We start from the raw sequence: 14,244 nt of genomic DNA on the forward strand, positions 1-14,244 counted from the left end.
AAGCTCAACTTTTCGTTGAGCTTTTTATCTTGAATAAAGACAAAGGAGATCACACGTATGAATTTGGATTTCTCAGCGACAATCCCCCAAATTCCTTTTATATTGGAAGGCCTTGCGGTCACATTGAAAATCGTGCTCGTTTCAGCGCTCATCGGTCTTGTATTAGGCATCGTGCTCAGCTTATTTAAAATCAGCACGATCAGTCCGCTGAAATGGATTGCGGATTTTTATACTTCGATATTCCGCGGCACGCCGCTCGTGCTGCAGCTGATGATCATCTATTTCGGTATGCCGCAGCTCCTCGGCTTTCAGATCGATCAATTTTGGGCGGCGGTCACCGCATTATCGCTCAATTCAGCCGCTTACGTCTCTGAAATTATCAGAGCGGGAATCAACGCAATTGACAAAGGACAAAAAGAGGCTGCCGTCGCTCTCGGCGTGCCGTACGGAAAAATGATGAAAGATCTGCTGCTGCCGCAGGCGTTTAAAAACATTTCTCCGGCTATTATTAACGAATTAATCACCTTAACGAAAGAATCGGCGATCGTCACAGTTATCGGTCTTGGCGACATTATGAGACGGGCCTACCAGTCTGGCGCCGCAACATACAACTATTTAGAACCTCTTATCGTGGCGGGCTTAATCTATTACGTGCTCGTTTTGATCTTAGCATTCATCGGAAAAGGCGTAGAAAGGAAGCTGAAAGCCAATGATTAAGGTCGACAATCTGTCAAAATCATTCGGGAAACATGAAGTACTGAAAAACATTTCAACACAGATCGAAGAAGGGGAAGTCGTCGCTGTCATCGGCCCTTCCGGTTCCGGCAAATCAACGTTTCTGCGCTGCTTAAATCTGCTGGAAACCCCGAGCGGCGGAACGATTGCCATTAAAGAAAACGAAATTACCGCCTCTAAAACGAATAAACTGAAAGTGCGGGAAAATATCGGCATGGTATTTCAGCATTTTCATTTGTTTCCTCATAAAACGGTGCTTGAAAATATCACATACGCGCCGGTCAGCGTGAAGAAAGAGTCTAAAAAGGAGGCGGAGGAAAAGGCGTGCGCTCTCCTTGAAAAAGTCGGACTGCTTGACAAACGGAACGACTATCCGAACCGTTTGTCAGGCGGACAGAAGCAGCGGGTCGCCATCGCGCGTGCGCTTGCCATGAATCCTGACATCATGCTGTTTGATGAACCGACCTCGGCTCTTGACCCGGAAATGGTCAAAGAAGTTCTTGAGGTGATGAAAGAGCTTGCGCAGACGGGCATGACGATGGTGATCGTAACGCACGAAATGGGATTTGCCAAAGAAGTCGCAGGCCGTGTATTATTTATGGATGAAGGGACGATCGTGGAAGACGGGCAGCCGGAAGAATTTTTTCTTTCTCCGAAGTCAAAAAGAGCACAGGACTTTTTAGAAAAAATATTATAAAATATAACTGGAAGAAAAGAAGAAGGGTGCTCTTCTTCTTTTTTTTGAGAAAGAAACAAACAGAATGGAGCAAGCAATGTTTAAAATCGGTTACCGGACACTAAAGACCGCACTTGGAACGGCGCTGGCCATTTATTTAGCCCAGCTGTTGCATCTGCAAAACTTCGCATCCGCAGGAATCATCACCATATTGTGCATCCAGATTACGCAAAAGCGGTCGCTTCAGGCCTCGTGGGCCCGATTTGCCGCCTGTTTATTGGCAATCGTCTTCTCATATGTCTTTTTCGGGCTGATCGGCTATTACCCGTTTGCGATCGGAATATTGCTGGTGCTGTTCATTCCGACTACAGTCGTTTTAAGAATAAACGAAGGGATCGTCACCAGCTCAGTAATCATTCTTCATTTATATATGTCCGGCGGCATTACGATGGCGTTTATCTGGAATGAGTTCCAGCTGATTACCGTAGGTATCGGCGTCGCGCTGTTAATGAATCTGTATATGCCGAGCCTCGACAGAAAACTCGCGGCGTACCGGAAAAAAATCGAGGACAACTTTTCCGTCATCTTCGCCGAAATCGAACGGTATTTGTTAACTGGTGAGCAAGATTGGTCGGGGAAGGAAATACCGGAGACGCATCAGATGATTCAAGAGGCGAAAAACCTCGCCTATCGGGACGTGCAGAATCATATTTTGCGCCATGAAAATCTCTACTATCATTATTTTAAGATGAGACAGAAACAATTTGAAATCATTGAACGGCTGCTGCCGAAGATTACCTCTATTTCAATAACGGTGGAGCAGGGCAAAATAATCGCCCATTTCATCCATGAATTAAGGGAAGCCATTCATCCCGGCAATACTGCTCATAAATTTTTAAAAAGACTTGCAGAAATGAGAACGGAATTTGAAGAAATGCCGCTCCCGGCAACGCGCGAGGAGTTTGAAGCTCGGGCGGCTTTGTTCCACCTCCTCGGTGAGATGGAACAATATCTCGTGATTAAAAGTTATTTCAAAGGCATCAAGCTGTAAAAAACATATGGATCAATCGCATGAGTCCACCTTTCATTGGTCATTCTAATGAAAAAAGGAGGGGAGCCCATGCGATTTTTTTTATTGTCAGCCGCCCTGCTGCTGTCTCCGCTTTGACCGCTTGGCGCGAATCCTTTGCCGGGTGACCCTTATATTATCGTCAATAAAGCCACAAATGCGCTTGCTGTTGTGAAGGATAACCGAATAGAAGGCATTTATCAGGTGGCGACGGGAAAAACGGATGATTTGACGCCTGAAGGAGAATTTACGGTAACGGTCAAAGCCGTCAATCCGTATTACCGGAAGAAAAATGTAAAGGGAGGCGCGCCGGAAAACCCGCTCGGCGTCCGCTGGATCGGTTTTGACGCGAAAGGAACCGACGGCAGGATATACGGCATTCACGGAACAAACAGAGAAGAGCTGATCGGGGGGTTTGTATCAAACGGCTGCATCCGTATGAAAAACCGGGATGTCATCCGTATTTTCCGGATTATTCCTCCCGGAACGAAAGTATTGATTACAAAAGAAAACCGCTCATTCGAGGACATTGCAATAGAGCGGAAAGCCCTCATAAAAAAGCAGGAAACCCCCTTGCAATGAGGCGCCTGCTTTTTTACCGCAAATACATCATAATGCCTGAGAGGAGGGTTGAAAGTATAAATACGCCCAAAATGACGATGACGGCGCTTTTCATAAATTTTTGAGACATTGTTTCACTCCTTAAGATTACTGTCTATCATTTTAACGTGTTTTGCTTGTATGAACAAGCCATATCCTATGGCGGAAAGCAGGTGGCCGCGCTATGAAAAAACTTGATCATGTCGGCATTGCCGTCAGCTCTATAGAAGCTGCGAGAGGATTTTACGAACGGATGCTCGGGCTTACGTATATGGGAGACGAGCTGGTAAGCGGCCAAAATGTGAGAGTTGCTTTTTTAGAAGCGGGAGGCACAAAGCTTGAGCTGATTGAGCCGCTGTCGGACGCGTCTCCCGTCAGCTCTTTTTTACAGAAAAGAGGCGAAGGGCTGCATCATTTGGCATTCCGCTGCGCCGATATGAAGGAAACGATCAAGGAGCTTGAAGCATGCCGCATGACTTTGATCCATCATGAACCGCAAAAAGGAGCGGGCGGGAAGAAGATCGCATTTCTCTCTCCAAAAGAGGCGAACGGGGTCCTGATTGAGCTTTGTGAAACAATTGAAAAAGGAGAAACTCAAGATGAGCATGAGTGATCATATCAGACACTTAAACGAAAGACGTTCCTTTTTAACAAATGGCGGCGGTGCGGAAAAAAATGAAAAACAGCACAAAAAAGGCAAGCTGACGGCAAGAGAAAGAATTGACTATTTATTGGACGAAGACAGTTTTTCAGAGCTGCAGCCGTTTGCCAAAAGCCGCATGCCCGGGTCCCGAAATGCTCCGGGAGACGGAGTCGTTACCGGATACGGCACAATTGACGGACGGCCCGTGTATTTGTTTGCCCATGACTTTACCGTACTCGGCGGGACGCTCGGCGAGACACATGCGGAAAAAATCGCGGCGGTAATGGATCTGGCGGCGAAAAATAAAACTCCGATCATCGGGCTGAACGACTCAGGTGGTGCGAGAATTCAAGAGGGTGTGGTATCATTAAATGGATACGGTCATATCTTTAGGCGCAACGTCCTTTACTCGGGAGTGATTCCGCAAATTTCTGTCATCCTTGGGCCGTGTGCCGGCGGTGCTGTTTATTCACCCGCATTGACGGATTTTGTGATTATGGCGGAACATACGTCGCACATGTTTATTACAGGCCCGAAAGTCATTGAACAGGTTACGGGTGAACAGATTGACGCGGCAAGTTTAGGCGGTGCGGGAATACATAATGTGATAAGCGGAAATGCCCACTATTCCGCACGAACGGAAAAAGAGGCTCTTTCCGCTGTGAAAACCCTGCTTTCTTATCTCCCGCACGGCGGACAGACGGCATTGCCCGTTAAAAAGGAAGACGCCAGACCGTTATTAAATACCCTCGTTCCCGCGGACAGTTCGAAACCTTACGATGTGTTACAGGTAATAAAAGAGCTGGCGGATGACGGAACGTTTTTTGACATTCAGCCGTATTTTGCCAAAAACATTGCTGTCGGTTTTCTGAAACTCGGACGGCGTACAGTCGGTGTTGTCGCAAATCAGCCGAAACACTTGGCGGGAAGCCTCACGATTGATGCCGCTGACAAAGCGTCGAGATTCATCCGTTTTTGCGACGCGTTTCATATTCCGTTATTGACGATCGCTGATGTTCCTGGATTTCTTCCGGGCCTTCAGCAGGAGCATGCGGGGATCATCCGTCACGGAGCAAAATTGCTGTATGCTTTTGCCGAAGCGACGGTGCCGAAAGTGACGCTCATCATCAGAAAAGCCTACGGAGGCGCCTATGTCGCCATGAATTCGAAAGGGCTCGGGGCAGATCTTGTATTCGCCTGGCCCAATGCGGAAATCGCCGTGATGGGAGCGGAAGGCGCGGCGTCGATTTTATACAGCAGAGACATACAGGCTTCTGACGACCCGGAGAAAACGAAGCGCGAAAAAAAAGCCATTTACGAAAAGGAAAACGCCGGTCCGTATAAAGCGGCGGCCTGCGGAATGGTGGATGATATCATCCGGCCGGAAGACTCGAGGAAAAAATTGATTCAGGCATTTGACATGCTTGCGCATAAGGAAGAGGAAAGACCGAAAAAAAAGCACGGTAATATACCGCTTTAAACGGAGGGAACTGAAAATGGTAAACGAAAAACGTCTGCTTGAAGAATTTCTTGAACTCGTTCAAATTGATTCAGAGACAAAACATGAAGCGGAAATCAGCAAGGTGCTCAAACAAAAATTCACTGATTTAGGATTGAGCGTAAAAGAAGATGATACAAAAGAAGTGACGGGGCATGGCGCCGGCAACTTAATCTGTACGTTAAAGGGCACAAAAGATGCGGATACGATTTATTTCACATCGCACATGGACACGGTTGTCCCCGGCAAAGGCGTTAAGCCGATTGTGGAAGACGGCTATGTAAAATCCGACGGCACGACGATTCTCGGCGCTGATGATAAGACGGGTCTTGCTGCAATGTTTGAAGCCATTAAAGTGCTGAAAGAACAAAACATCGAGCACGGCACCATTGAATTCATTATCACGGCCGGAGAAGAATCGGGATTAGTCGGGGCAAAAGCAATGGATCGTTCAGACATTACCGCGAAATACGGTTTTGCGCTTGATTCAGACGGAAAAGTCGGCAACATTATTGTAGCCGCGCCGACACAAGCGAAAGTGAGAGCAACCATTTTCGGTAAAACGGCTCATGCGGGAGTAGAACCGGAAAAAGGCATCTCCGCGATTACAATCGCGTCAAAAGCTATCTCTAAAATGCCGCTCGGCCGTATTGATAAAGAAACAACGGCTAATATCGGACGTTTCGAAGGCGGCACGCAAACCAATATCGTCTGCGACCAGGTTGATATTCTGGCTGAAGCGCGTTCATTAGTGCCTGAAAAAATGGAAGCGCAAGTGCAGAAAATGAAAGAAGCTTTCGAATCTGCTGCAGCTGAGATGGGAGGCCGCGCGGAAGTGGACATCGCGGTCATGTATCCGGGTTTCAAATATCAGGACGGCGATCAGGTTGTGGAAGTCGCGAAAAAAGCGGCGGCAAAAATCGGCCGGCCGAGCGAACTTCAGACAAGCGGCGGCGGAAGTGACGCAAACGTCATTGCCGGCCACGGCATTCCGACAGTCAACCTGTCAGTAGGCTATGAACAAATCCATACGAAAAATGAAAAAATGCCGATTGAAGAGCTCGTCAAAACGGCGGAAATGGTCGTTGCCATTATCGAAACAGCGGCCAACTAAAAACGAAGCACCCAATTTGGGTGCTTTTTTCATTCTTCATGATAATTGGCTTAAAGCCTTGCAGATACAAGAAAAAAACCCTGCCGGATAGGTTTCGGGCAGGGTTTCAGTATTATGATTTGGCGGGCTCCGCCTGAGCCGCAGCTTGTTTCTTTTTATGATGCGTCTGCTGTAAAAGTACATTCTGCACTGTCAAAAACAGTCCGCTTGTAAACCAGTAAAGCGGCAGCGCAGCCGGTACGTTAAGTGAAAAAATGGTCATCATGACAGGGAAAATAAAGACCATGATTTTTGCTGACTGCATCGCGGCCGGATTTTGAGCAGCCGGTGAATATTTCTCGTTTAATTTTTGGGAAATATAAGCCTGTAAGAAATACACGGCCCCCGCGCACAGTGATACAAGAATATCAGAATGCCCTAAGCTGAACCACAGAAATGAGTGTGAAGCGATTTCCGGCGTTGAGCGGATGGCGTAATAAAAACCGATCAAAATCGGGAATTGCACCAGCATCGGAAGACATCCCATTGCCATCGGATTCAGATTGTGCTCACGGTAAAGCTTCATCATTTCCATTTGCAGTTCTTTTTGTTTTTCCGCATCTTTCGTTTGTTTTATTTTAGCCTGGATGCTGTCGACCTGCGGTTTGATCACAGCCATTTTTTCCTGGAACACCCGCTGTTTCTTAAATTGGTTCACAAACAAAGGCAATACAACGATCCGGACGATAATCGTCACCAGAATAATCGACAGTCCGTACTCACCGTGGAACAGGCCCGCCACACCTTTTAAAAGTGCCGAAAACGGCTCGATCAGGTAATCGTGGAAAAAACCGATATTCCCGAGGCCTCCCGTCTGAGTCTGAGATGTCGCCGCAAAAGCCGAGCGGCCTGTGCACAGTACGATAAAAAACAATCCGAATGCGATCCATTTTTGATATGTTTTAGACAATTATGTCTCCTCCTTTTTATCTTCACTTGCCGTTATAAAAGGAGGAAGCTGACATCTTCATCATCATTCGCCGGTGAATTCATGCGGATGACTTTACGTATCCAAGTTGTAATGCGATGATATATAATAATAAGAAAGTCTGTTCGGTTCAGCTGAACGACTGCTTGATGTTCATCTATTCGTTTCGTTCTCCAATGCTCGCCTGCGCGGCGCTCACGCAAAAGAAAAGCGATGCCGATCGCGGTCAGAGCGGGAAGAATAATTGTGAAAAAATCGACTAAAAATAAAAAGTCATTCATTGACTCAAGAATCATTTTATCACATCCATTCAGCTCTTATTTTACTACATATATATAAGGTTGTCTATGAAAGGAAAGGAGGCGCCGGGAGTGGCCGGAAAAGGGAGAATTATATTTCATATCGATATGAACAGTTTTTATGCCTCCGTAGAAATGGCGTATGATCCGTCTTTAAGAGGAAAACCTATCGCCGTTGCCGGAAACGTGAAGGAACGGAAAGGAATCATCGTCACCTGCAGCTACGAAGCGAGAGCGCGGGGCGTAAAGACCACCATGCCGGTGTGGCGGGCAAAACGCCTCTGTCCGGAACTCATCGTCGTGCCTCCGAATTTTGACCGCTACCGGAGTTCATCAAAAGAAATGTTCAGCATTCTGAGGGAGTATACGGATTTAGTCGAGCCTGTTTCTATTGATGAAGGATACATGGATATTACGGACACACCGCACAGACACAGGGCGTATGAGACAGCCGAAGACATTCAGGCGAGACTGCAAAAAGAGCTTTTGCTCCCGTCAAGCATCGGCATCGCCCCGAATAAATTTCTCGCTAAAATGGCGTCTGACATGAAAAAACCGCTCGGCATCACCATTTTAAGAAAAAGAGAGCTGCCGGACGTCTTATGGCCTCTTCCGATTGAAGAGATGCACGGTATAGGAACGAAAACTGCGGAAAAAATAAAAACGCTCGGCATCAAAACGATCGGTGATTTGGCAAAAGGAGATGAACATGCGCTGAAAACGCTTCTCGGCATAAACGGCCCGAGGCTGAAGGATAAAGCGAACGGCATCCATCCTGCAGAAGTCAATCCCGAGCGGATTTATGAATTTAAAAGCGTCGGCAACTCATCCACCCTGTCGCATGATTCGGCTGACTGGGATGAATTAACGGGCGTGTTTGAACGGCTCGCGCTGTCTGTGAGCGAACGGCTCCAGCGCAAGGAGGTCATGGCCTGCCGGCTGTTCATCATGATTCGGTATGCGGATTGGAAAACAGTCACAAGAAGCATGACCCTCAGCAATCCGGCTGATCAGAAAAAAGACATCATGGAAGCGGCGATGGAACTGTTTGACAAGCACTGGAACCAAAACCCGGTAAGGCTTCTCGGCATCACCGGAACGGAACTGGTTGAAAAACAGCAGGCGTATAAACAGCTTGATCTGTTTTCATTCAAGGAGGACGCAAAGGATGAGCCAATTTTTCAGATGATGAACGAGCTGAATGAAAAGTACGGCCAAAACCTGATCAGAAAAGGCGCCGTTATAAAAAAAGAAGAAAGTAAAACAAGGGGAACGAGCTTTAACAGAGACTTTTTCCAGGATGAAAAGAAAAGGTGAATAACTTGAAAAAAGGGGTTATGTATGATAATTTCTTTAGTATAAATATCATTTTATTTTAATTTAAATTTTAAAATGGTTAAACGTTTGAAGAAGGGACGTTAGAATATGTCAAAACAACAAATCGGAGTTATCGGTCTTGCGGTAATGGGTAAAAATCTGGCTCTTAACATCGAAAGCCGGGGATTTTCTGTGTCTGTATACAACAGATCAAGCAGCAAAACGGAAGAGTTTTTAGAAGAGGCAAAAGGCAAAAATGTTGTCGGTACATACAGCATTGAGGAGTTTGTCCAGTCTCTTGAAACACCCCGTAAAATTTTATTAATGGTTAAAGCGGGAACTGCAACGGATGCGACGATTCAATCTCTTCTTCCTCATCTGGAAAAAGACGATATTTTGATTGACGGCGGAAATACATACTATAAAGATACACAGCGCCGGAACAAAGAGCTTGCCGAAAGCGGCATTCACTTTATCGGAACGGGTGTATCAGGCGGTGAAGAGGGAGCGCTGAAAGGGCCTTCTATTATGCCGGGCGGCCAAAAGGAAGCGCACGAACTCGTGAAACCGATTCTAGAAGCCATTTCTGCTAAAGTGGACGGAGAAGCTTGTACGACATACATCGGCCCGGACGGAGCGGGGCACTATGTAAAAATGGTGCACAACGGTATCGAATACGGTGACATGCAGCTGATCTCTGAGTCATATTTCATTTTGAAACAGGTGCTCGGATTGTCTGCCGAAGAGCTTCACGAAGTATTCGCTGAGTGGAACAAAGGAGAGCTTGACAGCTATCTGATCGAAATCACGGCTGACATTTTCACTAAAAAAGATGAAGAAACGGGCAAACCGCTTGTTGACGTCATCCTTGATAAAGCAGGCCAAAAAGGAACGGGTAAATGGACAAGCCAAAGTGCTCTTGACTTAGGCGTGCCGCTTCCGATTATCACTGAATCTGTTTTTGCGCGTTTCATTTCCGCAATGAAAGAAGAGCGTGTGAAAGCAAGCAGCCTTCTGTCCGGGCCAGACGTTAAGCCGGTCACTGAAAATAAAGAAGAGCTGATCGAAGCGGTCAGAAAAGCGCTCTTCATGAGTAAAATCTGTTCTTACGCACAAGGCTTCGCCCAAATGAAAGCCGCGTCTGAAGAATATAACTGGGATCTGAAATACGGTGAAATCGCGATGATCTTCCGCGGCGGCTGTATCATCCGCGCGGCGTTCCTGCAAAAGATCAAAGACGCATATGACCGTGAACCGGAGCTTGACAACCTGCTGTTAGACAGCTACTTCAAAAACATTGCAGAAAGCTACCAAGGCGCCCTTCGCCAAGTGATTTCACTTGCCGTAGCCCAAGGCGTGCCGGTACCTTCGTTCTCAAGCGCACTTGCGTATTACGACAGCTACCGTACGGCAGTGCTTCCTGCAAACTTGATTCAAGCGCAGCGTGATTACTTCGGCGCGCATACGTATGAACGCACAGATAAAGAAGGCATCTTCCATACTGAATGGATGAAGTAATGAAGAAGCCCCCGCAATAACTGCGGGGGCTTTTCTGATATTAAAAACCGCGGGCCGTCATGAACGGCGCCGCGGTTTTTTGATGTTTTCTTATATATTCCACCAGTGGAGACCGTCTTTTTCAAGAAGATCGTCCGAAGCTTTCGGTCCCATTGACCCGGCTTCATAATTCGGAGAAAGGGTTTTGTCGGCTGCCCACGTTTCGGAAATCGCATCGACGAAATTCCATGAAAGCGCCACTTCGTCCCAATGGGCAAAGTTTGTCGCATCACCGAGCAGACAGTCATGGATTAATTTTTCATAGGCTTCCGGTGTGTTCATTTCATCACTGCAGTTGCTGCAGTAGTCCAGCTTAATCGGCTGAGCATGTGCGGCTCCGCCTAATTTTTTAGCGTTCAGATATAGTGTGATGCCTTCATCCGGCTGAATATGGATGACAAGCAGGTTCGGATTTACATTCGTTTCATTGCCGTAATAAAGGTTCATCGGAATGTCTTTAAATTGAACGACGATTTTCGTTGATTTTTCTTTCATCCGTTTCCCTGTGCGGATATAAAACGGAACGCCGGCCCAGCGGAAGTTATCGATTAACAGCTTTCCGGACACGAATGTTTCCGTATTGGAATCCGGTGCTACATTTTGCTCATCTGTATAGCTCGGTACAGCGTTTCCGTCAATCGTTCCCGCTTGGTATTGTCCGCGGACGAAGAAGTCACTTACTTCGTTTGGAGCGACAGGGCGGAGGGCTCTCAGCACCTTCACTTTTTCGCTGCGGATTTCTTCCGTGTTCAGTTTAATCGGCGGTTCCATCGCCAAGAGAGCGACCATTTGTAAAATGTGGTTTTGAACCATGTCACGGAGTGCGCCTGATTTCTCGTAATATCTCGCGCGATCCTCAACGCCGAGATCCTCACTTGACGTAATCTGGATGTTTGAGATGTAGCGGTTATTCCACAGCGGCTCAAACAGCGCATTCGCAAACCGGATGACTTCGATATTTTGAACCATTTGTTTGCCTAAGTAATGGTCGATCCGGTAAATTTGATCTTCCGTGAAAGCTTCGCGTATTTCTTTGTTAAGCTCTTTCGCACTCGGCAGGTCATGGCCGAATGGTTTTTCAATGACGAGACGGGACCAGCCATTTGTCGCTGTGACACCTTCGTTTTTAAGTGATTTTGCGATAGTGCCGAAAAACTCAGGAGCCATCGCCAAGTAAAACATTCTGTTGTTCGGGATTTCATATGTATGTTCAAGCTGATCAAGCAGGACATTCAGCTCCTGATAGGAACCCGGATTCGTTACATCAAACGGATGGTAATAAAAATGAGATGTGAAATCGTCTATGTCTTTTTGCCCGGCAGAAGAAACAGACGTTTTAACGGTTTCCCGGAGGTCCTCGTTTGACCAAGGTCTTCTTCCAACACCTACAACTGCAAACTCTTCACCAATTTGACCATTTTTATATAAACGGTGAATGGATGGGTAAAGTTTTCGTTTTGCCAAATCCCCTGTGGCACCAAATATTACAATTACTGCTTTTGGTTTGTCGTTTGTTTTCACTTAGAGTACCTCACTTTATCTGAAGCATGGTTTAAAACCCCGCATATTTCCTTCATTTTAAATCTAAAATTCGTTGAAAGCAAACATTTCAGCCTGTTTTTTGCGGTTTGCGGAAAAAAATTAATCAGGCCGGAGAAGGCCCGGGTGAATTCACATTTTCAGCCTGATCCTGTATCCTTAGTAGTACAAAGATCTAGGAGGAAGCATTGTGGAATTATTATTTTTAGGGACGGGGGCCGGCATGCCGGCAAAGACGAGAAACGTAACGTCCGTCGCGCTGAAGCTTCTTGAAGAAAGGCGTTCCGTATGGCTGTTTGATTGCGGAGAAGCCACTCAGCATCAGATATTACATACAACAATCAAACCGAGGAAAATTGAGAAGATTTTCATCACCCACCTTCACGGCGACCATGTTTACGGTCTTCCGGGTCTGTTGGGGAGCCGTTCATTTCAGGGCGGTGAAGAAGAGCTGACGATTTACGGGCCAAAAGGTATTAAAGCCTTTATCGAAACAAGCCTGAACGTGACGGCGACTCATCTGACGTATCCTCTTACCGTACATGAAATCGAAGAGGGGACGGTTTTTGAAGATGAGCAATTCATTGTTACCGCAGCATCCGTCATTCACGGCGTGGAAGCGTTCGGCTACCGGGTTCAGGAAAAGGATATTCCCGGCGCATTGCAGGCCGGCAGATTAAAAGAAATGAATATCCCGCCCGGACCCGTCTATCAGAAAATCAAAAAAGGCGAAACGGTCACACTTGACGATGGCAGAATCATTAACGGGCGGGATTTTTTGGAACCCCCGAAAAAAGGGAGAATCGTCGCTTTTTCCGGGGATACGAGGGCATCAGAGCGGGTAACGGAGCTGGCGCGCAATGCGGATGTGCTTGTTCATGAAGCGACGTTTGCCAAGGAAGATGCAAAGCTCGCACATAATTATTATCACGCGACGACAGAACAGGCTGCGCAAACGGCAAAAAAAGCAGGCGCCAAACAGCTGATCTTAACTCATATCAGCGCAAGGTATCAGGGTGAATCGCCGATAGAGCGTCTCGAACATGAGGCGAAAGCGGTATTTGAAAACAGTAAGATCGGATTTGACTTCATGGAGGTCACTGTGGAGCGGTCTTAAAAAATGAACGCTTGACATTTTTTTCTGGTGAGATATAATAAAACGTAATAATTACGATTTGTATAAGGGGTGAAAATGATGCGTGTAAATGTTACATTGGCCTGTACAGAGACAGGGGACAGAAATTATATTACGACGAAGAACAAACGGACGAATCCGGACCGGTTAGAAATGAAAAAGTATTCCCCCCGGTTGAAAAAGTATACGTTGCATCGTGAGACAAAATAGATCACGATAACAAAAGCCATTGTGCCGTTGCACAATGGCTTTTGTTTTATCAGTTTACCGCCTGATAGGCAGGAGCATTCATTTGCTGGCGCACCGCGCACCAAACATCATAAATGGCAAGGTGGACGATGTGCGGTTCATCGTGGTGAATGGCATGAGAACTGTTTTTGGCCTGAATCCATCCGCTTTGATAAGAGACATCAAGCATGCTTCTGTGCAGTTTCACCCATTGTTCATGAGCGTGCTTTAAGTGCTCATCCCGCTCTCCCGATGATAAAATCAACAGCGGCATATCGCCGAAATGAATCTGCTGATGCTTGATCTGACGAAGGCTCGTCAAAAATTCCGCGTGTGATCCTTCCAATACGAACTGTTTCAAATAGGCAGCTTTCATTTCTTCGGGAAGAAGCGGAAGCACTTTCGTCTCCTGATCCTCAGAAACCGGATCAAGCATCACCATCCCGAGAATATCCCGGCGGTTCCGGCTCGCCCAAAGTCTGCTGATAATCGCGCCGTATGAATGCGAGACGACAAGATAAGGAGGCTTGACGCCGGCCTTCAGAAGAAGAGTGTTTAATTCCTGTACCATGTGGTCCGCCGTTCTCTTGTTTCGGCTTTGTCCGCTTTTGCCGATTCCGGCTCTGTCATATGTGAAAACCCCAAATTCTTCATCTATGTCAGCGAGTAATGATGTCCATGTTTCAGAAGAAGTGCCGTAGCCGGCTTCAAAGACGATCGTCACTTCGCCGGCGCCTTTACGGTGTTTCGTATAAAACGGACACCCGTCAATCAGATATGTCCTTTCCATCCATGCTGCTTTCATTGGAGTCATCCCCTCTAATTGGTTCTATAGGGAAGACGGAGAAGCTTCGGCAATCGTTTCTC

The 14,244-nt window shown here is 46.8% G+C and carries 15 protein-coding genes and 1 pseudogene; 11 read left to right on the forward strand and 5 right to left on the reverse strand.

Going from position 1 to position 14,244, the window contains the following annotated elements; genetic code table 11:
* Positions 1-57 precede the first annotated feature (57 nt).
* The 4 genes and pseudogenes from ACWHAR_RS03050 to ACWHAR_RS03065 all read left to right on the forward strand — a co-directional run bounded on the left by ACWHAR_RS03050 (position 58) and on the right by ACWHAR_RS03065 (position 3,062).
* Positions 58-717 (forward strand): amino acid ABC transporter permease, encoded by a 660-nt coding sequence (locus ACWHAR_RS03050; protein WP_032874096.1) that lies wholly within the window; start codon positions 58-60, stop codon positions 715-717.
* Positions 710-1,432: an amino acid ABC transporter ATP-binding protein gene (locus ACWHAR_RS03055; protein ID WP_032874098.1), complete on the forward strand. Its 723-nt coding sequence runs from the start codon at positions 710-712 to the stop codon at positions 1,430-1,432. The genes ACWHAR_RS03050 and ACWHAR_RS03055 overlap by 8 nt, the downstream gene beginning before the upstream one ends.
* A 76-nt stretch (positions 1,433-1,508) precedes the next feature.
* On the forward strand, positions 1,509-2,462 hold the full coding sequence (locus tag ACWHAR_RS03060) for an aromatic acid exporter family protein (RefSeq protein WP_032874154.1): 954 nt from the start codon (positions 1,509-1,511) through the stop codon (positions 2,460-2,462).
* Positions 2,463-2,531: 69 nt separating this feature from the next.
* Positions 2,532-3,062, forward strand: a pseudogene (locus tag ACWHAR_RS03065) (L,D-transpeptidase).
* A gap of 13 nt (positions 3,063-3,075) precedes the next feature.
* On the opposite strand, the gene prli42 reads toward ACWHAR_RS03065, so the two are convergent.
* On the reverse strand, positions 3,076-3,171 hold the full coding sequence (gene prli42, locus ACWHAR_RS03070; protein ID WP_007408390.1) for a stressosome-associated protein Prli42: 96 nt from the start codon (positions 3,169-3,171) through the stop codon (positions 3,076-3,078).
* Between the two features lie 93 nt (positions 3,172-3,264).
* Here prli42 and mce point away from each other — a divergent pair, with 93 nt between their 5' ends.
* The 3 genes from mce to ACWHAR_RS03085 are packed head-to-tail and all read left to right on the forward strand — an operon-like array spanning position 3,265 to position 6,335.
* Complete coding sequence (gene mce / locus ACWHAR_RS03075; RefSeq protein WP_032874101.1) at positions 3,265-3,693, forward strand: methylmalonyl-CoA epimerase; 429 nt, start codon at positions 3,265-3,267, stop codon at positions 3,691-3,693.
* Positions 3,680-5,203: an acyl-CoA carboxylase subunit beta gene (locus tag ACWHAR_RS03080; protein WP_032874103.1), complete on the forward strand. Its 1,524-nt coding sequence runs from the start codon at positions 3,680-3,682 to the stop codon at positions 5,201-5,203. Before mce ends, ACWHAR_RS03080 begins: the two co-directional genes overlap by 14 nt.
* Positions 5,204-5,219: 16 nt before the next feature.
* On the forward strand, positions 5,220-6,335 hold the full coding sequence (locus ACWHAR_RS03085) for a tripeptidase T (protein WP_003153237.1): 1,116 nt from the start codon (positions 5,220-5,222) through the stop codon (positions 6,333-6,335).
* A 112-nt stretch (positions 6,336-6,447) separates the two neighbouring features.
* On the opposite strand, the gene ACWHAR_RS03090 is transcribed toward ACWHAR_RS03085, so the two are convergent.
* Positions 6,448-7,284, reverse strand: a complete 837-nt coding sequence (locus tag ACWHAR_RS03090) for a membrane protein insertase YidC (protein WP_032874105.1) — start codon at positions 7,282-7,284, stop codon at positions 6,448-6,450.
* Between the two features lie 32 nt (positions 7,285-7,316).
* Entirely contained in the window at positions 7,317-7,598 is a 282-nt protein-coding gene (locus ACWHAR_RS03095; RefSeq protein WP_003153239.1) for a hypothetical protein, read from the reverse strand.
* A gap of 75 nt (positions 7,599-7,673) precedes the next feature.
* Here ACWHAR_RS03095 and ACWHAR_RS03100 point away from each other — a divergent pair, with 75 nt between their 5' ends.
* Positions 7,674-8,918: a DNA polymerase IV gene (locus ACWHAR_RS03100; RefSeq protein WP_032874108.1), complete on the forward strand. Its 1,245-nt coding sequence runs from the start codon at positions 7,674-7,676 to the stop codon at positions 8,916-8,918.
* Between the two features lie 108 nt (positions 8,919-9,026).
* A complete protein-coding gene (gene gndA / locus ACWHAR_RS03105; protein WP_007408395.1) occupies positions 9,027-10,436 on the forward strand; it encodes an NADP-dependent phosphogluconate dehydrogenase in 1,410 nt (469 codons plus the stop codon).
* Between the two features lie 90 nt (positions 10,437-10,526).
* Here the strand turns inward: gndA and zwf are convergent, their stop codons facing one another.
* Positions 10,527-11,996, reverse strand: coding sequence for a glucose-6-phosphate dehydrogenase (gene zwf, locus ACWHAR_RS03110; protein WP_012117935.1), 1,470 nt, complete (start codon positions 11,994-11,996; stop codon positions 10,527-10,529).
* A gap of 208 nt (positions 11,997-12,204) precedes the next feature.
* Here zwf and rnz point away from each other — a divergent pair, with 208 nt between their 5' ends.
* Positions 12,205-13,131, forward strand: a complete 927-nt coding sequence (gene rnz, locus ACWHAR_RS03115) for a ribonuclease Z (RefSeq protein ID WP_032874110.1) — start codon at positions 12,205-12,207, stop codon at positions 13,129-13,131.
* Between the two features lie 78 nt (positions 13,132-13,209).
* On the forward strand, positions 13,210-13,359 hold the full coding sequence (gene rpmG / locus ACWHAR_RS03120; RefSeq protein WP_003153246.1) for a 50S ribosomal protein L33: 150 nt from the start codon (positions 13,210-13,212) through the stop codon (positions 13,357-13,359).
* Positions 13,360-13,408: 49 nt separating this feature from the next.
* On the opposite strand, the gene ACWHAR_RS03125 is transcribed toward rpmG, so the two are convergent.
* Positions 13,409-14,182 carry an alpha/beta fold hydrolase gene (locus ACWHAR_RS03125; RefSeq protein ID WP_032874113.1) on the reverse strand — a complete coding sequence of 258 codons (774 nt, stop codon included), beginning with the start codon at positions 14,180-14,182 and terminating at the stop codon, positions 13,409-13,411.
* Positions 14,183-14,244 lie beyond the last annotated feature (62 nt).

It is taken from the genome of Bacillus sp. LR--39 (assembly GCF_053613335.1).